General features: G+C 39.2%; 20 protein-coding genes and 1 riboswitch. Of the genes, 2 read left to right on the top strand and 18 right to left on the bottom strand.

The features are described from left to right. Positions 1-121 precede the first annotated feature (121 nt). Entirely contained in the window at positions 122-853 is a 732-nt protein-coding gene (locus AAC978_RS05775; protein WP_341547085.1) for a GGDEF domain-containing protein, read from the bottom strand. 186 nt (positions 854-1,039) lie between these two features. On the opposite strand from AAC978_RS05775, the gene AAC978_RS05770 reads away from it, so the two are divergent. Beyond that, positions 1,040-1,987 (top strand): HD-GYP domain-containing protein, encoded by a 948-nt coding sequence (locus tag AAC978_RS05770; protein WP_341547084.1) that lies wholly within the window; start codon positions 1,040-1,042, stop codon positions 1,985-1,987. 641 nt (positions 1,988-2,628) lie between these two features. On the opposite strand, the gene AAC978_RS05765 is transcribed toward AAC978_RS05770, so the two are convergent. The 9 genes from AAC978_RS05765 to AAC978_RS05725 form a co-directional block, all read right to left on the bottom strand. Continuing rightward, on the bottom strand, positions 2,629-3,279 hold the full coding sequence (locus AAC978_RS05765) for a methyltransferase family protein (RefSeq protein WP_341547083.1): 651 nt from the start codon (positions 3,277-3,279) through the stop codon (positions 2,629-2,631). A gap of 167 nt (positions 3,280-3,446) precedes the next feature. Then, positions 3,447-4,148 carry a GGDEF domain-containing protein gene (locus AAC978_RS05760; protein WP_341547082.1) on the bottom strand — a complete coding sequence of 234 codons (702 nt, stop codon included), beginning with the start codon at positions 4,146-4,148 and terminating at the stop codon, positions 3,447-3,449. A 386-nt stretch (positions 4,149-4,534) separates the two neighbouring features. Continuing rightward, positions 4,535-4,768 (bottom strand): SHOCT domain-containing protein, encoded by a 234-nt coding sequence (locus AAC978_RS05755; RefSeq protein ID WP_341547081.1) that lies wholly within the window; start codon positions 4,766-4,768, stop codon positions 4,535-4,537. Between the two features lie 48 nt (positions 4,769-4,816). Then, entirely contained in the window at positions 4,817-5,419 is a 603-nt protein-coding gene (locus tag AAC978_RS05750) for a class I SAM-dependent methyltransferase (RefSeq protein WP_341547080.1), read from the bottom strand. Positions 5,420-5,456: 37 nt separating this feature from the next. Then, positions 5,457-5,642: an SHOCT domain-containing protein gene (locus AAC978_RS05745; protein ID WP_341547079.1), complete on the bottom strand. Its 186-nt coding sequence runs from the start codon at positions 5,640-5,642 to the stop codon at positions 5,457-5,459. A 162-nt stretch (positions 5,643-5,804) separates the two neighbouring features. After that, the gene (locus AAC978_RS05740; RefSeq protein ID WP_341547078.1) at positions 5,805-6,611 is read right to left on the bottom strand and encodes a C40 family peptidase; all 807 of its coding nucleotides are present in this window, start codon (positions 6,609-6,611) and stop codon (positions 5,805-5,807) included. A gap of 2 nt (positions 6,612-6,613) precedes the next feature. Then, positions 6,614-6,753, bottom strand: a riboswitch (cyclic di-AMP (ydaO/yuaA leader). Positions 6,754-6,827: 74 nt separating this feature from the next. Beyond that, positions 6,828-7,604 carry a prolipoprotein diacylglyceryl transferase gene (gene lgt, locus AAC978_RS05735; protein WP_341547077.1) on the bottom strand — a complete coding sequence of 259 codons (777 nt, stop codon included), beginning with the start codon at positions 7,602-7,604 and terminating at the stop codon, positions 6,828-6,830. A gap of 20 nt (positions 7,605-7,624) precedes the next feature. Beyond that, positions 7,625-8,110, bottom strand: coding sequence for a hypothetical protein (locus AAC978_RS05730; RefSeq protein WP_341547076.1), 486 nt, complete (start codon positions 8,108-8,110; stop codon positions 7,625-7,627). Between the two features lie 87 nt (positions 8,111-8,197). Further along, positions 8,198-8,950, bottom strand: a complete 753-nt coding sequence (locus AAC978_RS05725; RefSeq protein ID WP_341547075.1) for a cytochrome c biogenesis CcdA family protein — start codon at positions 8,948-8,950, stop codon at positions 8,198-8,200. Between the two features lie 333 nt (positions 8,951-9,283). Here AAC978_RS05725 and AAC978_RS05720 point away from each other — a divergent pair, with 333 nt between their 5' ends. Further along, complete coding sequence (locus tag AAC978_RS05720) at positions 9,284-10,009, top strand: 4Fe-4S dicluster domain-containing protein (protein WP_341547206.1); 726 nt, start codon at positions 9,284-9,286, stop codon at positions 10,007-10,009. A 227-nt stretch (positions 10,010-10,236) separates the two neighbouring features. Here the strand turns inward: AAC978_RS05720 and AAC978_RS05715 are convergent, their stop codons facing one another. From AAC978_RS05715 to AAC978_RS05680, 8 genes are all read right to left on the bottom strand, one after another. Further along, a complete protein-coding gene (locus AAC978_RS05715; protein ID WP_341547074.1) occupies positions 10,237-11,925 on the bottom strand; it encodes a methyl-accepting chemotaxis protein in 1,689 nt (562 codons plus the stop codon). Between the two features lie 314 nt (positions 11,926-12,239). After that, positions 12,240-12,650: a hypothetical protein gene (locus AAC978_RS05710; RefSeq protein ID WP_341547073.1), complete on the bottom strand. Its 411-nt coding sequence runs from the start codon at positions 12,648-12,650 to the stop codon at positions 12,240-12,242. A gap of 262 nt (positions 12,651-12,912) precedes the next feature. Then, complete coding sequence (locus AAC978_RS05705; protein ID WP_341547072.1) at positions 12,913-13,164, bottom strand: SHOCT domain-containing protein; 252 nt, start codon at positions 13,162-13,164, stop codon at positions 12,913-12,915. 196 nt (positions 13,165-13,360) lie between these two features. After that, positions 13,361-13,771 (bottom strand): hypothetical protein, encoded by a 411-nt coding sequence (locus AAC978_RS05700; RefSeq protein ID WP_341547071.1) that lies wholly within the window; start codon positions 13,769-13,771, stop codon positions 13,361-13,363. 112 nt (positions 13,772-13,883) lie between these two features. Next, on the bottom strand, positions 13,884-14,285 hold the full coding sequence (locus tag AAC978_RS05695; RefSeq protein ID WP_341547070.1) for a hypothetical protein: 402 nt from the start codon (positions 14,283-14,285) through the stop codon (positions 13,884-13,886). 349 nt (positions 14,286-14,634) lie between these two features. Then, positions 14,635-15,084, bottom strand: a complete 450-nt coding sequence (locus AAC978_RS05690) for an OsmC family protein (protein ID WP_341547069.1) — start codon at positions 15,082-15,084, stop codon at positions 14,635-14,637. Between the two features lie 57 nt (positions 15,085-15,141). After that, positions 15,142-16,062, bottom strand: a complete 921-nt coding sequence (gene cysK / locus AAC978_RS05685; RefSeq protein WP_341547068.1) for a cysteine synthase A — start codon at positions 16,060-16,062, stop codon at positions 15,142-15,144. Between the two features lie 43 nt (positions 16,063-16,105). Then, a complete protein-coding gene (locus tag AAC978_RS05680) occupies positions 16,106-17,134 on the bottom strand; it encodes an aliphatic sulfonate ABC transporter substrate-binding protein (protein WP_341547067.1) in 1,029 nt (342 codons plus the stop codon). Between the last annotated feature and the right edge of the window lie 99 nt (positions 17,135-17,233).

Here is a 17,233-nt window from a genome sequence, read left to right as displayed (position 1 = left end):
ACAAAAAGAGTAGAATAAACTTCCTATTCGAGGAATTTAGCTCTACTCTTTTATCATTAATCTATTAAAAACGGAGATCTTGGGGGGTTCTATGGGCAGCATTGTGGAGGCTACAGCCTATTTAAAAGCAGCTGTCATATTTGGAAAGGTGTTCGTGAATTTCCTCAATAGTTAAGCTATCATATCCAAGGGTACGATTTTTACCGAGATTCTTTGCTAATAATAGTGCATGATCGGATTTTTCAAGAACCTCCTGAATTGTTCCCCCGTCCTCAGGACAACTTGCAACTCCTAAAGATACAGTAATAGGTGGATAAGGGTCGTTATCTAAGTTATTTACTTGGCAGCGAATTTTTTCAGCAATTTGGAGGGCATTCTTCTTTTCACAATCCTTAAGTAACACCACAATTTCCTCGCCTCCATAACGGTATGCTTTATCACCACATCGAATGGTATATCTTACCACATTACATACTTCATGAAGTACATTATCTCCAAACTTATGTCCATATTGATTATTAAACGCCCTAAAATTATCAACATCAATAAATAGTATCGAAAAGTTCTCATCACTTAGTTCACTAGAATCCAAATCAAGTGCTTTACGGTTTAACAATCCCGTTAAATCATCGACATATACCTTCAATTTAAGCATCTCATAATCCCGTTTAATTTGAGCATTCCTAGATATATACCAGTTAGCAAGTAGGTAATTAACCATTCCAAATCCAAAACCCAAAACAAGACAATGAATCAGCGTATTATTTGATAAAGGCATGGATATTAGATGAAGAAACAACGCACTTAAGACACCACTACTTATCATTATGACAAACAAGCCGATCTTGAGCATTTCCATCCGCTCCCTAAATCGAAAGTTCTCTCCTCATCCCATTTTATATACAGGCTATGAATTCTGAGCGAATTTGTAATGAAAACAATATGAAGCTTTTAAATTTTTTCGGGGTACTTTTTGCAAGTTCTTCATAATCATTTGATATGATTTAAAGAAGATTAGCAGATAGAGGAGCATTAAGTTATGAAATTTTCGCTTACCCAAAAATTCGTACTTCTAAGTCTTGTAGCATTTCTTATTACTGGACTCCTTATTAGTTATTTCGTCTCTGAGCATATAAAAAATGACATACTGAATAGCATTAACGAGACCTCACATTTTACTGGAGTTTACGAAGTCCATACCCCTTATACTGATATTGAAAGTCACACTAATAGTTTGAATAGGATAATTACTGGAATATCCTTCTTTGGGCTATTCATTCTCTACTTTTTTCTCTTTAGAAACGTTGCCAATGCTTCGCAGACCTTAATCGCACAAAACAAATTGTTAGTCGAGCAAAATCTTAGCCTTGAACACTCTTACACTCAGCTAGATTTATCCTACAGAAATACAGTTATGGCGCTCTCAAACGCTGTAGATGCTCGTGATAAGTATACTTCAGGCCATTCCCAAAGAGTTTCAATTATTTCGAGTGCGATTGGGCAAGTCATGGGATTGGATATAGAAATACTTCAACGACTTGAATTAGCAGCTCGTTTACATGATATTGGGAAAATCGGTGTTCCTGACGAAATCTTACACAAACCCGGTAAACTCTCAGAATTTGAGCAGGAAATAATCAGGCTTCATCCTTCAATTGCCTTTAGTATTTTAAAAGATATTAGTTTTCTCAACAGCATATTACCCATCATCCTACATCACCATGAAAGATATGATGGGTCCGGTTATCCTGCTGGTATCAAAGGAGAAGCTATACCATTTGAATCTCGTATCATTGCAGTTGCTGACACCTATGACGCCATGACCTCTGATCGTCCTTATCGCAAGGGACAGAATCATGATCTAGCCATTAAGGAAATTCAGAGATGCGTTGGTACACAATTCGATCCCAGTATAGTTGAAGCCTTTATGAAAGCTGATTTCCAGGGTATTTTTAGAAGTAATATCAAATTATTGCAGGATAAGTAACTCCTATAGAAAGAAGTAACTATTCCCAAAATTCGATGCTTCTTCCGCCATTGACCATTCTTCGGATATGACAGCAAACTCTATGCCTTTCAGCATAGAGTTTAAGATTCGTGACATTTACTACGTCTCGCTTTTAGGCGAGAATCACCTACTCCATTCTTCACATTGTTAACTTTATATAGTAATATCCACTCGAAAAGAAATCTCTTCTGAAAATGCTCAGAAGAGATCAAATTTGGGAGGCGTATTAGAGAATTTTTCTTTAAAGAATTTATCCCTTTTCCTTGTGCCCTCTCATCATCATGAACATCATTGGGATCATTATCAATGGACAGATGAAAGGAGCAAGCGTTAGTAACGTAGTCCTTATGCCAGGAGATAACAAACCTCCCACAAGTGGTATTAACAAAATAATTGCAATTGGTAAACCACAGCATAAAACCATCATCCACATGTGAGATAAAAAACCCTTAGGTTTCTTCTCATGTTGACAATCCGTCTCATTCCCGCTCTCATTCACATTTGAATTTTTGTTATCACAACAATTCATCTATTTGATCCTCTCCTATAAATAGTTTATTCCTAGGCCTCTTGAAATACTTTACTTTTAATTATAAGTATAAAATAAGGTTTTGATTATCTCATGAATGGCTTGTGAATTTCTTGCGAAGATTCTCAATCCTTGGAAAAAAGCGTCCTGTGTTATCAGCATAAGCTAAGTATTCTTCACGAAAAAACTTGATAGACTCACTTTCTTCAATCTTTGCTAATCTTATATACATAGTAACTAAGATCGGAAACATTATTATAGTCAATAATGTTGGCCATTGTAACAAGAAACCAAACATGATTACGATAAAGGCAATATATTGAGGATGGCGAACCCAAGCGTAAGGACCCGCTATAGCTACAACCCCCTTGCGTTGTGCTCTATACAAAAATATCCACGTAATGGCTAAGAACAACAAACCACCGTTGATTAATAAAACACTTGCAATATGAATAGAGCTAGTGTGTGGATCCCCACTTAAACCTAGTATGTCATACCAGAGGTGACCTGAATCGTGGGCAAATATATTGAGTTCAGGAAACTTCTTGCTCAACCAGCCGGAAAGCAGATATATTGTGAGCGGAAACCCATACATCTCTGTAAATAAGGCTATTATAAAGGCAGAAAAAGTTCCGAAAACACGCCAATCCGTTGCATTTTTCGGCCTTACAAAGCTAAAAGCAAAAATGATAAAGATTAAGGAATTAATTAAAACTATTTCCCAATAGCCATATTGAAACATTTGAATTTCCTCCTAGAAGAGTCCCTTTTGGACCCCGTCTTCTTTTATAGCTTCTATCCCTATCTTTATCTTGACAGATTCATTTGAATTTCCTCTGAAAACCTTATGAAAAAGATGTGAATACAATTTAAATTTCTGCCTCCTATTAAAGCAAAATGGCAAGAGTTCTAATCTCTTGCCATCCCTGATTTAAATAATATAGTGCGATTCTTTCCGGAAGCCTTTGCCCGAAGCAAGGCAAAATCTGCTTTCTCAATAATATCCTGTATTGGTTGTGGTTGCTCATTCTCTGAGCAACTCGCAACCCCTAACGAAACGGTGATTTGTGGGTAAGGTTCGTTGCTTAACATGTTGATACGAGTGCGAATCTTCTCTGCAATTTTTCGAGCATTTTCTATAGTACAGTTTTTAAGAATTACTACAATCTCCTCTCCGCCATAGCGATATGCATTATCCCCAACACGTATAGTTGTTTTCACTATCTCAGAAACCTTACGCAGAACCGCGTCCCCTGCTTCATGGCTATACTGATTATTAAAAACACGAAAATTGTCAATATCAATAAATATTACGGAGTAAGATGTTTCATTAAAATTATTTAAATCTTGATCTAATCCGCTGCGGTTGAATAATCCTGTCAGTTTATCTATATTAAGTTTTGACTTTAGCATTTCGTTTTGGCAACTTAGCTTTTTGTGTTTATAAAAAAACAAGTTGGCCAATAAAAAATTAATTAGGCCAAAACTAAAACCTAAAATAATACAATGTGCTAATAGATTGTTATACAGTGGTTCCATTAGACTATGTGTCAACCAAGTGTACAAAACACCTATGACAACCATTGCGATAAATAAAAGTAATCTGAGCATGTCATTTCCTCTTCTATCTTACTTCGGTAATATTTTCACATATATATTATAACACAACATTTTAAGCTTATACTCTCTTAAATATCTAATTGAGAATATCAATATTTCTAATACCAAATCTCGGGCATATAAAAACTTATATTAAATCAAAATAGGGTAGAAAAGCTCTTAAAGCATCTACCCCTTCCCTTTGTCAAGACAACTTGAGTTATTTTTGATATTACTGAAATATCATCTCAAATGATTTAATTTTCACTCTTTACACATATCTTCACGGTGTAAAAACATCTACCTCTCCTTATTCAATTAAATTCACCTTCTTGATAGAAAACCAAAGCCTCTATCTTATCTTCAAACTTACTGTGCCATCAAAGCTTATAATTGGATTAACTATATCTCTTTAAATTCTCTTTCCTCCGATTAAATTCTTCCGAGTCAATCTCTCCTCGTGCATATCGTTCTCTAAGAATATTTAATGCGTCATTGCGTCTACTCAAACCACCATCTCGTCTAAAGAGAGAAACACCAAACCAGATGATTAGGCTCCAGAAAGCAATCGTCATAAGCATACCCATCCAACCATAGCCACTTCCCCAAGGACCATAACTCCACATCATCATAATGACCCTCCTTACAACCCATTTTATCCGCATGCAAAAGCCAGGGACTTATTCAGGCTCTGCAACAATTTTTTTCATAATTGAGATACCTTGATCCTCTAAACTTCGGACCCTTAAACCTGCTTTAGCAATATTCTCAACCGTTCTTCGATTAATGTGCGAGCCGATTAATCGAACAGTAAAAGGATCCAGAAAATCCATGATTTTTCCGAACAGGGGATTATCGCTTCGAACATGTTCCAGAAGGAGAATTTTTCCACCCGGTTTACAGACACGTTTAATTTCTTGCAAGCCTTTGATTGGATTGGGAACAGAACAAAATACACACGTTGCTACAACAGTATCAAAGCTATTATCAGGAAATTGAAGGTCTTGGGCATCCATCTCCCGTAAACGAGCGGGGATCTGTAACTTTCTAGCCTTATCTTTCGCCTTTGCAAGCATTCCTGGACTTAGATCGATTCCTGTAATATCACTACCAGGTGGATAGTACTCCAGATTCTTTCCTGTTCCGACGCCAATTTCGAGAATTTTACCTTCTGCTTGGCTAAGTATCTTTTTCCTGATAGCTGGCTTAATCATCCGTTCCATATCGTAGAACTTTGAAGTCCGATCATATCTTTGGCGAGTTAACATCGTGTCTTTATCCATAACACCCATCCATTAGCATTTACTTCCTAATAATGCGTTATTTATTTCTGAGTACTTTCAGCCGTTCTTCGAATTCACAAATTTCAATTTCTCCTCGAGCATAACGTTCCCGAAGGACATCCAATGCATCCTTTACAGGGGCATCATTAGGTACCGGTTGCCCAGGATCACTTACCCAATATAACATTAAAAAAACTAAAAAAATCCATAAAATTATCATCATACTAATTACTCCTTTCTGTATTCTTCCCTTGTAAAAAATATAAACTCTTTCTTTGAGTATTTAGTGAACAATGTATGATTTTCTCATGTATTGGTTGGAATTGAACGCATTAGAATCTGGAAATAAAACAGCAAGAGCTATATCTCTTGCCGTTCTTTTTAACTATAGCACCCTTCTTGCTCCATAATAATGGTTATCCCAATAGCTCTCTGACAAACTACGAATGTCTACACCGCCACTTGATGCACCAATGGTGCTATTGCCTCCAATATAAATTCGTACATCAGAGGCTCCTTCTGTATAGGTACTAAAGAATATCAAATCCCCGGGTTTGAGTTCATTCCTTTTTACAGGGGTGCCGATTTTATACATATCAAATGAAGTACGGGGTAAGGAAATGCCCGAGGCCTTAAATACATATCCCACAAATCCAGAGCAATCAAATCCTTTAGGGGTTGTCCCTCCCCAAAGATACGGAACACCTATTAACCTGTTAGCTCTGTTAAGTAATTGTTCTACTTCACCTGCACCTCTGGAGACTGCTGGAGGAGAGCTTTTTTGAGCTATTGGTTTTTGACGTTGCGTTGGGGTTGGCTTTGGTATAGTCGGTGCTGGCGAAGTAGATACCTCTCTTTTTATGTTTTCAATCTTTACCTCAGTTGACTTAGACTCCGCAGGTTCTTGAGATTTCTTAGCTGATAATTGGGGTTGCTCTTTACTTAATTGTCGCAGCCATTTCTTCTCTTGGAGAATCTCCTTCTTAAAAGAATCATCTGCCACAGAAACACCAGCAGCTATCATGTCTTGACCAAGACTCTCAATTAGCTGGAAAGGAATGCCCAATTCAAGGCTAGTACTTGAAGGGACCGTATAAGCTTGTGTCGGAACAGCGTTGTATAAACTCGAAGCTAGCAGAACACCAGAAATAACTGCCACACTGAGCCACTTCTTCGAATACAATATATTCAATTATTTACCACCTTTCGTGCTTACGAGGTTAGTTGACGGATTCGGACAAAAGGTGTATGCCCTACGCGATTTTCGCGATTCACCCCACGAGACGTTTCCCCCGTTCTGAGGTTTTGTACCTCAGATTAAGCATTACTTAACTTTTCTTAGCCTACTATAAACCATACATTTGACTCCATTATGAAAAACCTGTGAAATTCTCATGAATACGGCATTTTACTCATTTGAACTGTTGTGCTTATTTCTCAAAAACAACATAAAACCAAAACTTACAATAATCATCCCTATACTGGTCCATTGACCTGATGTCCAATCGAACAAGTAGTACGGGCTATCTCCGCGGAGAAACTCTAGTGCAAATCGGCCGACTGAATAAAGAATGATATAGGCCAAGAAAACAACACCTTGCGGCCATTTACGCCAACGTGCAAGCATAAGAATTATGGCAAAAACAATAAAATCCCATTGTCCTTCCCAAACTTCAGCTGGCCACAGTGGTTGACTCCCATACGCTGCATATGCAGGTGTCCCTTCAGGGTAAACAACTCCAAAGTTCGATCCGGTAGGCGTTCCATACGCATCTCCATTAAGAAAACATGCAACCCTCCCGACCGCTTGTCCCAAAATTAATCCTGGTGCCGCGATATCAGCCAAACGCCAAAAGTTAATCTTCTTAACCTTCGTATAGATGACTGCGGCAAGAAAAGCGCCGACAAGAGCTCCTTGAATTGCCAATCCTCCATGCCAAATCTTAGGTATCTCTGCTAAGTTTTGCGAATAATAATCCCATTCATAAAAAAATACTTGCCAGGATCTTGCTCCAATAATTGCACCTATAATCCCATAGATAAGGACATCAAATAAATATTCCCTGTAATCTTTATCTGCTGTAAGAAAATAAGCAACTGCCAAACCTAATAGAATTGCGAAAGCTACAATAACTCCATAGGAACGAAGTGAGAAATCCCCAATTGTAAATAAAATCGGTGCCATAATTACCTCCGGTGTTGTTTTTAGTACTGCCAATTAAAACTTCGTGTTGGCGTATTGTACACATTTTGGACATTTAAAGTTAAACGGCTTCCTGGGCTAGCCTTTATAAACTCCGGACTTTCAACTTTAATTTCTGCCGAAAGGTGATGCCCTGAGCTTTCCCTTTTGAGTACTTCAATTTGAATAGGAATTTCTTTGTCATTGATTGAAATATTGATATTACCTTCAAATTGAAAATCATCTACATTGACCGCATGATTATTGAAACTAATCGAGAACACTTGCGCTGAGGATGGCTTTTCCTGTTTCACCCATTGTGCAACAACCTGCATCCCCTCTTGGTCATCAACGATCGGATCGGTTATTTTCTGGGCAGAGCTTTCACTGGTGTCCGAAGAAGTGACATTTGGCGTATTGGTCTTCACTTTTTTTGCTGCGTTTAACCCCGAATATATACCACCGACTAATAGAATCACTAATATTCCAATTAATATTTTAGTCTTCACAATCCAAGCCTCCCTTGAACTATCTTATTTACTATACACTAATCATCTAAATAGACTATGAATTAAATGTGAGTTTCTTGTGAATGATTACATTCCTAACGGAAGATTGGGCATAAAACGTCCTAGAAAACCTGTCAACTCCGTTAATTGATTGGTATAAATGATATATGCTATAAAAAGCATAAGAACCCCGGCCACACGTTCTGCAATAACTTGATGGCGACGATAGCGTTTTAATAAATTTATCACCTTATTAAATGACATTCCTGCCAATATATAAGGGATCGAAAGACCTAATGAAAAGAAAAACATTACGAGCATACCACTTCCGGGTGTTTGAGTTGTACCCGCTAGGGCTAAAATAGAAAACAGTGTCGGAGCAATACAATGAGAGCAGGCAATCGAGAATAGCAGTCCGACTAGGAAAGACGACCAGGCACTTCGAGTAGCTTTCTCCCTAAGCTTCGTAAAAAAACGCGGTTCCCAGTGAAGCCTATTAAGAAAAGGGAGTTGAAAAAATCCGAGCATTTTAAGGGCAAGAATCAGGATCACTGTACCCCCTAAGAAATTCAGCACCCCTTGCCACTGGCTTAGCAAGGAACCTAATTGCCCCGCCACCGCACCTGCCGCAATAAACACTATAGAAAATCCTGCAACAAAGGCAAGTGTATTTTTCATTATTCTTCGGCGTAAAGCAGCATCTAACGCAGCATCCTTTAGACCTGAGACAGTTAGTCCTGTAATTAGGGAAAAATAAACCCCTAACATCGGTATTATACAAGGGGAAAGAAACGATAAAATTCCTGCTGCAAAGGCAATTATGAGAACAGTAGTGCTCAAATTTCTCCTCCTAGAAAAGAGCCCTGAGTAGGCTCTTTTCTTACTAATTTTATTACTTATATCCTAACTTTATGGTAGCAGATTCTTTTGAATTTCTTTTGAAAACCCTATGAAAAAGATATGAATAGCATTTACGGTGGATCGACTTAGTGAACCTCGGTTTTATGGCTACGAACATGTTCAAGTAGAAAACCAGTTACGGAATTAACTCCATTCACATGGTTTTTACAACTAATTCCTAATTTCTTCACACTGCTAATCTATAATTAAATTGTTTCTTCCGCTATCTAATTAAAATTGGTGAAATATTGGCTTTTATAATTTAAAAGGGTGGTGTATTTGTTGGCAAAGTTCAATGTGAAATTAACCCGTCGCTTAACTTTAAAACTCGGCGCTATAGCTACTGTAGCCTTTACATTGGGGTTACCCTTAGCCAAGTTTGACGTACCCATTATTAATGCAGCAGAGGCCGGGGGGAGCGAATCAAAACAGATGGCCTTCTATCACAATCAGGGCATCTGCATTGGTTGTAGGGCCTGTATAGAGGCTTGTAAAACTTATTATAAATGGGAAATAGGCGCTGAGTGGCGAAAATTACCTACAAAGTCAACCCCAGATGGAAATTTATATCTATCCATAGCATGTAATCACTGTGCCAATCCTGCCTGTCTCAAGGTTTGCCCCGTCGGCGCCTATACCAAACGGGCAGACGGAATTGTTATTCAAGACCCAAACAAATGTGTAGGATGTGCATATTGTACATATGCTTGCCCATATGGCGCACCTCAGTTTGTGAGAGAAGAAAGCGGAGCTGTTCACAAATGTAATTTCTGCTCCCAATCGCAGGATAAAGGAGAAAAACCTCTTTGTGTCAAAACTTGCCCTACAACGGCCCTTCGTTTTGGCGAGCTAAAGGAACTCCAAAAAGAGGTGGGTGCCACTACTCCGAGTATTAACGGACTTCCTCCAACAAATATTACCGAACCTTCTTTTGTCATTATTCCCGCTCGACACTCCGATACGATGAAAAACTTCATTAGCAGATCGAATAAGAAGTAAATTCATCCGATGAATAATTAACGAATCCAGCTACAAAAGGCTGACCAAGAGGACTTTATCATCTTGGCCAGCCTTCATTTATGGATTGGCGCAACCACTCTCTAGCCACTTACAACAGACCACTATGCCAACAGGTACAGACATACAGCTAAAATAGAATTGGCCGCAGCCTATCTGAAAGCTGCAACCATTTATTATGTAGGTGGGTAATAATTGCTTATTTAAGTTCAGACCTTAAACTGCTCTACTTTTGACTGCAAATTTTGTATTATGCCGACAAAACCTTGCGTTTGAGAAGATATCTCTGTTATAGCGGCCGCTTCTTCTTGACTTCCAGCTTGTATCTGTTCTGTAGATTGATTTATATTACGACTGGATAACGAAATCTCCTGAATCGATTTTTCGATGACCTGAGCCTCAGAGGACATCCGCTGAATCGCTTGGTTAACCTTTTCAACTGTTTGTACTGCTTCGTCGGATGCAGCCAAAATCTGCTCAAATCCTACCCCAGATTCCCGAACACTTTCCATTCCCTGCTCGACAACTTGGGTGGTAACTTGCATCACATCCACGACATTTTGCATTCCTTGACGAACCGATGAACCAATCAAAGCGATTTTCTTAGCGGAATTAGCTGATTGCTCTGCTAGTTTTCTGACCTCTTCTGCTACCACAGCAAATCCTTGACCCTGACTTCCTGCACGCGCAGCCTCAATTGCAGCATTAAGTGCCAACAGGTTCGTCTGATCTGCTAAACCCGTAATAATTTCAACTATACTCTGTATCTGTTCGGATTCTACAACTAGTTGCTGAATTCTCCCCGTCATTTGCTGCTCTTGGAGGACCATTTTCTCCATCTGTACAATTGCCCTTTGGTTTGTTTTATTCCCTGCTAAAGCTTGCTTTTTATTTTGTCTCACGACATCTAGTGTGGTACTTTCCATTTGTCCAATTTGCATTATTCCCTCAGCTGTTCGAATAACGGCTTTTACGATGTCTTCAACGTTCCTTTGCTGAGCTTGTAAATGCCCTGCGACGTCCTCGATTGATGCAGCCATTTCTTGGGATGAAGCTTGAGCGCCTTCCATCTGAATAGCTAAGGTATCTACCGTTTGCCTAGCGGCCAATGCATTGTGCTGAACTTGTTGAATCAGTTCGCGAAGGTTGTCTACCATGGTGCTAAAATGATTAGATAAAAGTTGTACTTCATCTTTTGCCTGTGGCCTTGTGTTGAGCCTTATGGTCAAATCACCACTGGCAATTTTTGAACTAACTTCTGCTAAGTTTTTCAGAGGACCTACAATTGTTTTGGATAGCCAGAACCAACTCAAGGCAGCTATAACAACGCATAGAAGGCTAATTGTGAAAGCAAGAGTTAGTCCTTTCGTAGATATTTGACGAATATTTTCTATATCGGCGGCAACCATCTCTGTTTTGTGTTCAAGGAGTTCATTCACATCTTCATTCAACTGATCAATTGCCATCATCTCTTCGCCGTAGTGAATTTCTTGCGCGCCTGTTATATCTTTTTCTTTAACTTTGCTTTGAACCATTTGACTAAGCATTAGATACTTTTCGAGATCCTGCTCAAGGATTTTAATTCTTTCTGATTCTTCTATATCAATATTAAGCATTTTTGCTTGGTCCAAGCTTGCCTTAATCGCATCCGTTTGTTGAGAAATATTTTCCGTGTACATTTGGTCCTGTGTCACAATAAAGCTTAATTCACTCATTCCACGACCCTGAATATTAACTTGTATATCCTTGAGCAAAGCTTGTAAGGGGTAGTTATTTTCTGCAAAATCATTAAATCTACTAATTGTCCTTTGCCCTGACATAACAAATGCAATTCCCATAATGATAATAAGAAGCACAAGAATTAAGTTTGTTAGTCCTAGCTTAAAACTTATTTTCACAATTTTCCTCCTACTAAAGTACCAAAGTCTAATTCCTAGCGTCGTTTTTTTAAGTCAATTATTCAATTCGCAAGGATTCTCGAGCGGCCGAAAGTCCATTTTTTCCAATTACATTACCTCCAATTGCTTTTGTGCCCCCATATTTGGGTAAATGAAATACACTAGTATACAATCTATAAATTATGTATTTTGTTATAGATTTAACTCATAGGCATTCATAAGCATAAGATTAGGGATATGGCTGTTTAAAATAATACTTTTTTAGATCAAAAGTCTCTTCCTTAAAACAGGAAAGAGACTTTCTAATTTTCCAATTACCAGTTCATCATATTGTTTCCAGACCCCATCATGCCACCACGATGCATGGCGTTCATGTTTCCATTACTCATCATTTGATTCATAGCATCAACCACTTCCTCGCCTAGTTGAGCTTTAATCTCGGATGAATTCATCGCCTCCCTCATTTTCTCAAAATCACCAGATTTCATAGCCTCTTGCATAACTTCTGAATTGTGTACATTTTGCATAGCGTCAATATTCATGTAGTTATTTACAGGGGTATCTTCCACCGATTGGATACTTTCATTGGCCGCAGCTACTGGCGCAAAATTCTCCTGATTTGCTATTTCTGTGTTAGTACCGGCAAGTACGGGTATAGCAATAATCCCAAGAGCTAGTGCTGTACTGCTTAAGATCAATAGTGCACTTTTGTTATACTTTTTCATATATCTTTCCTCCTTAATATGTCAATATCTCCTTGACAATTTGAATTATAGCTAGAGATTTTGTCAAAACAATGACATTGTTATGAATAACTCATGAAGATATAAATTTTATCTTATCCCTCATTTGTGCAAATATATGTGTTTACATTGTGCCATGGAATGCAGGGCATTTGCGAGGTAACTAAAGCTCAGAAATAATCAGCTCTGGGCTTAAAAATATAAAATGGAGCCTTACCACCGGTAAAGCCCCTTACGCAAACAGCTACTTTGTTAAATCTTCTTTCCGCCGATGAAACTCTTCAGAATCAATCTCACCTCCAGCATATCGTTCTCTGAGAATATCCATTGCATCACTTCGGGTCTTTAATGTATCAGTACGCTCATTACCCCTTTTAAAGAGAGACACACCAAACCAGATTATGAGCACCCAAAAAAGAACTTGAACTGCCATCATAGCGAGGCCCGAAAACCAATTTCCGCCACCTGACCAAGGTCCATAACCCCACATCATCATTACATTCACCTCCCACACCTTATCTTGACCTAGAAATAGCATTTCTACGCTCAAAGCTAAGACGACTTCGCCGTACCTAGCACCTGCTGAGCAGAGGGGCGAAGTCGCTCATTGACCTTGTGCGCCGTGAGAATTATACTCTCTTAATAGCTGAATAAGACTCCTTCTGAGTAAGTTCAACCCAAATCTCAGATTATTACCAATTCATCATATTGTTTCCTGAACTCATCATACCACCACGATGCATAGCATTCATGCTTCCATTACTCATCATTTGATTCATAGCGTCAACTACTTCCTCGCCTAGTTGAGTTTTAATCTCGGGAGAATTCATTGCGTCCCTCATTTTCTCAAAATCCCCAGATTTCATAGCATCTTGCATAACCTCAGAATTATGGATATTTTGCATAGCTCCAATATTCATGTAGTTATTCACGTTAGAACCTTCTACTGATTGGATACTTTCACGGACCGCTTCCGCCGGTGCTAAGTTTGCTTGATTTGCTTTTCCCGCGGTAGTATCGGCAAGTACGGGTACGGCAATAATCCCAATCACTAAAGCGACACTGCCTAAGATTAATCCTGCTTTTTTGTTTAATTTATTCATGTTGTTTTCCCCCTTCAATATGTTGTGTTGCCTTGATGATTTGAATTATAGACAGGTATTTTGTCAAAAGAATGACATTATCATGAATATCTCATGAATTTGATAAAATTTATCAACTCCCGCTTCTCAGCCAAAAATCAGCAGAGTCATGCTTTTTTACTTCATCATCCACAACTAAACCATCATCGTACAATAGGCAAAATAGACTTTCAGATTCCATTTCTTCGCGAAATTTTCCTTCACAATCTGGGCAGAAGTAGTCTTCATTGCTTTTCGTAACATCTAGTGGTTTAAACCATTTACCGCATCCTCCACAACTAAATTCGCCTTCAACATACCTAACTAAAGCTTCAATTCTATCTTGCAGCCAAAGCATTTCCAATCTAATCCCTTTTACCTCATTGTTAAAGGTTATTCCTTCGACGTTAGTTCCCTTGTAATCCTTAAACGTAATAGAGCGTAAATCTTCACTTATCCCATTGGCTTTCTCTAGGATGCTTTTAACTTTATCCATGTACTATGTAACACCCTTTCTATCCTCATGTTATATTCCTAAATTACTTTGACCCATCTAAAACTAAACTGCTAAAAAAGTTAATTGAGTTTATGTTTCTTTTTCAGTGTTGTGATTTCTAATTGAAGTTCCTGAAGAGTTCTATGGCTCATCGTTTTCACCACCCACCTCTATTCAAATTTTGATTTCACCATCATATTCCCTTACAACACTTAAGATACTTTGAGTATAATTTAGCAATTAGAATATCCGATGAAAGACTTATGAATTTGTGGTGAACTCCCATTAATCTGTAAATCTCCAAAAAAAAAGCACCGGTAGGTGCTTCAAATAATTGTCTATTTTCATCTTAATCGTTGCTATTTATTTCGAACGTATAACTGACGTGTGCAACCTTATTGACAGTATGGATAACACTACAATATTTATCAAAGGAGAGGTCTATTGCCCGGCGTATTTTATCTTCTGGCAGATCGTTCCCCCAGAATTGATAAACGACTTTAATATTAGTAAATACTTTTGGATGTTCCTCTGCTCGCTCTCCATCAACACAGATTTCAAATTTCTTATAATTCACACGCATTTTTTCGAGGATACCTACAATATCTATCCCGCTGCACCCTGCTACGCCCATTAAGAGAAGCTCCATGGGGCTTGCACCTAAATGTTCTGAAAGCGCAATACTAGAAGAAATTTTTACGGTCTCTCCGGAGTGGCTCATTCCCTCAAAAGCCATTCCCCCAACATGTTTTAACGACACAAGCATTATCTGCTGCCAGCCTCCTCTGATATTTTTCATAAGTATGTTAAAAAGTTTGTTTAGCTGGGATCATTAGGACAAACTACCCTAGATTAACTACAAGTCAAAAACAGAAGTACTTAGATACCTCTCTCCAGTATCAGGTGCTATAGCCAAAACGCGCTTACCCTTACCTAGCTTTTTCGCAACAGCCAGAGCGGTATGAACGGCAGCCCCTGCCGAGACACCTACAAAGATGCCCTCACGTCTTGCCAAATCCCGGGTGGTTTGGGCAGCATCTTGATCCGATATGAGAATAATTTCGTCATAGACCTCTGTATTAAGAGTAGCTGGAATAAAGCCAGGCCCTGTCCCAGGAATACCATGGGGTCCCGGTTCTCCCCCCGAAAGGACCGGAGAGGTCTCGGGTTCAACAACAAAGATTTGGATTCCAGAAATCCTTTCCTTGAGAACCTCTCCAGTACCAGTTATGGTTCCACCTGTACCAGCAGTACAGACGAGAGCATCCAGTTGACCCTCCATCTGCTCGATTATCTCTAAGGCAGTTGTACGCCGATGAATCTCTGGGTTGTAATAATTCTCAAATTGATTGGGCATAAAGCTTCCTGCGATTTCAGCCATAATTTCCTGTGCCTTCTTAATTGAACCGGACATCCGCTCTGCTCCCGGAGTGAGTGCAACTTCTGCTCCATAAGCCTTGAGGATCGCGATCCTTTCCTTTGTCATGGTATCCGGCATGACAAGGATCGTCCGATAACCCCTGGCTGCAGCGACCATAGCTAAGCCAATGCCTGTGTTGCCACTGGTAGGCTCGACAATCGTCGCCCCCGGCTTTAGTAAACCATCTTTTTCCGCCTCTAATATCATATTTAAAGCGGCTCTGTCCTTGACACTCCCACTAGGATTGAAACTTTCCAACTTCACGAAAACTTCAGCCCCCTCTGTTGAGGGCAAGTGATTTAATTTGACAATCGGTGTTCTCCCAATAAGTTCAGTAATACTCTCTACGACTTTCATAATCAAAATCCCTTCTTTGGCGGGTAAATATTTCTATTGAAATCTATTTTCCGAGAACTTCATTCAGCAAGGTAAGATCGACTAAGCCAGTTACATCCGTGTTGCCTTGGACTAGTCCAAGATCTTTGGACCATTGTTCCATCTCATTGAGGATATTCCCATCGACCTCGTAAGTTATTTCAGTTCTTGCAAAGGACTTTTCCAAGACATCTAAGGGTAATTCTTGCTTAGCCAATTCGGCTAAGTTCTTTTGTGTTAACTTAATAGCTTCATCGGGGCTTGCTTTTACAAAATCTACCGCAGCCACATGACCTCTAAGAATAGCTTTAACAATCTCTGGATTTTCACTCACAAACTTCTTCGAGGCAACGAGAACTGTACTGGGTAATTTGCCATCCCAGGGCATATCTTGGGCTTCCACAATCACTTTTGCCCCTACTTTTGCTTCCATCTGAGCAGCCCATGGTTCTGAAACTACTGCCGCATCCAGTTGCTTTTGTTGGAACAGGGTCATTATATCGGCAGGCTTTTGGGTTACTTGCTTAACCGTTCCCCCTTGACTTTCCATCTTTAGGCCTTGCTCATGCATTAATATCTGTAAAGATATGTCATGGGTGCAAGCCCTAGAAGGTGTGGCAACAATTTTTCCATCTAGATCCTTGATGCTGTTGATATTAGAGTCTTTCGCTGCCACAACCACGTTACCCCCATTAGCAGCTCCGGAGAGGACAACCACATCTCCACCTTGCAAGTAGCGGGTAATCGCTGGCTCAGGTCCTACATAACCGATATCGATTTGCCCCGTACTCAATGCATCCATAAGAAGTGATCCATTGGGGAATTGGGTGGTTTCTAATGTTACTTTTTCTCCGAGCTCATCTTTAAAGAAACCCTTCTCAACACCAATCATGGCTGAAGCATGGGTGACGTTGGGGAAATAGCCGAGTTTAACACTAGATAATTCGCTGATTTCCGAGGTAGTTTTCGTGGTTCCGCAGCCCGCCAAAAATACTAAGGAGCTTGCTAGGATAAGTGCTAAGGGGCGTTTGATTTTCTTTAGATTGAGTTTCATAAAGGTTTCTTCCTCCACTTACATTCATTTTATTGTTTTATTGATCTATTATCTTAGGAATAACTGCCACAATGGGTTCATTTTTCTTATCTTTTTAAA

This window comes from Desulfitobacterium sp. THU1 (genome assembly GCF_038181555.1).
Classification (GTDB): domain Bacteria; phylum Bacillota; class Desulfitobacteriia; order Desulfitobacteriales; family Desulfitobacteriaceae; genus Desulfitobacterium.
Note: the sequence above shows the minus strand (reverse complement) of the source record. Positions and strands in the feature narration are given on the sequence as shown.

Coding starts and splice junctions, on each gene's coding strand:
- AAC978_RS05775 (WP_341547085.1), bottom strand. CDS start 853: ATGCTCAAGATCGGCTTGTTTGTCATAATGATAAGTAGTGGTGTCTTA.
- AAC978_RS05770 (WP_341547084.1), top strand. CDS start 1,040: ATGAAATTTTCGCTTACCCAAAAATTCGTACTTCTAAGTCTTGTAGCA.
- AAC978_RS05765 (WP_341547083.1), bottom strand. CDS start 3,279: ATGTTTCAATATGGCTATTGGGAAATAGTTTTAATTAATTCCTTAATC.
- AAC978_RS05760 (WP_341547082.1), bottom strand. CDS start 4,148: ATGCTCAGATTACTTTTATTTATCGCAATGGTTGTCATAGGTGTTTTG.
- AAC978_RS05755 (WP_341547081.1), bottom strand. CDS start 4,768: ATGATGATGTGGAGTTATGGTCCTTGGGGAAGTGGCTATGGTTGGATG.
- AAC978_RS05750 (WP_341547080.1), bottom strand. CDS start 5,419: ATGGATAAAGACACGATGTTAACTCGCCAAAGATATGATCGGACTTCA.
- AAC978_RS05745 (WP_341547079.1), bottom strand. CDS start 5,642: ATGATGATAATTTTATGGATTTTTTTAGTTTTTTTAATGTTATATTGG.
- lgt (WP_341547077.1), bottom strand. CDS start 7,604: ATGGCACCGATTTTATTTACAATTGGGGATTTCTCACTTCGTTCCTAT.
- AAC978_RS05710 (WP_341547073.1), bottom strand. CDS start 12,650: ATGAAAAAGTATAACAAAAGTGCACTATTGATCTTAAGCAGTACAGCA.
- AAC978_RS05705 (WP_341547072.1), bottom strand. CDS start 13,164: ATGATGATGTGGGGTTATGGACCTTGGTCAGGTGGCGGAAATTGGTTT.
- AAC978_RS05700 (WP_341547071.1), bottom strand. CDS start 13,771: ATGAATAAATTAAACAAAAAAGCAGGATTAATCTTAGGCAGTGTCGCT.
- AAC978_RS05695 (WP_341547070.1), bottom strand. CDS start 14,285: ATGGATAAAGTTAAAAGCATCCTAGAGAAAGCCAATGGGATAAGTGAA.
- AAC978_RS05690 (WP_341547069.1), bottom strand. CDS start 15,084: ATGAAAAATATCAGAGGAGGCTGGCAGCAGATAATGCTTGTGTCGTTA.
- cysK (WP_341547068.1), bottom strand. CDS start 16,062: ATGAAAGTCGTAGAGAGTATTACTGAACTTATTGGGAGAACACCGATT.
- AAC978_RS05680 (WP_341547067.1), bottom strand. CDS start 17,134: ATGAAACTCAATCTAAAGAAAATCAAACGCCCCTTAGCACTTATCCTA.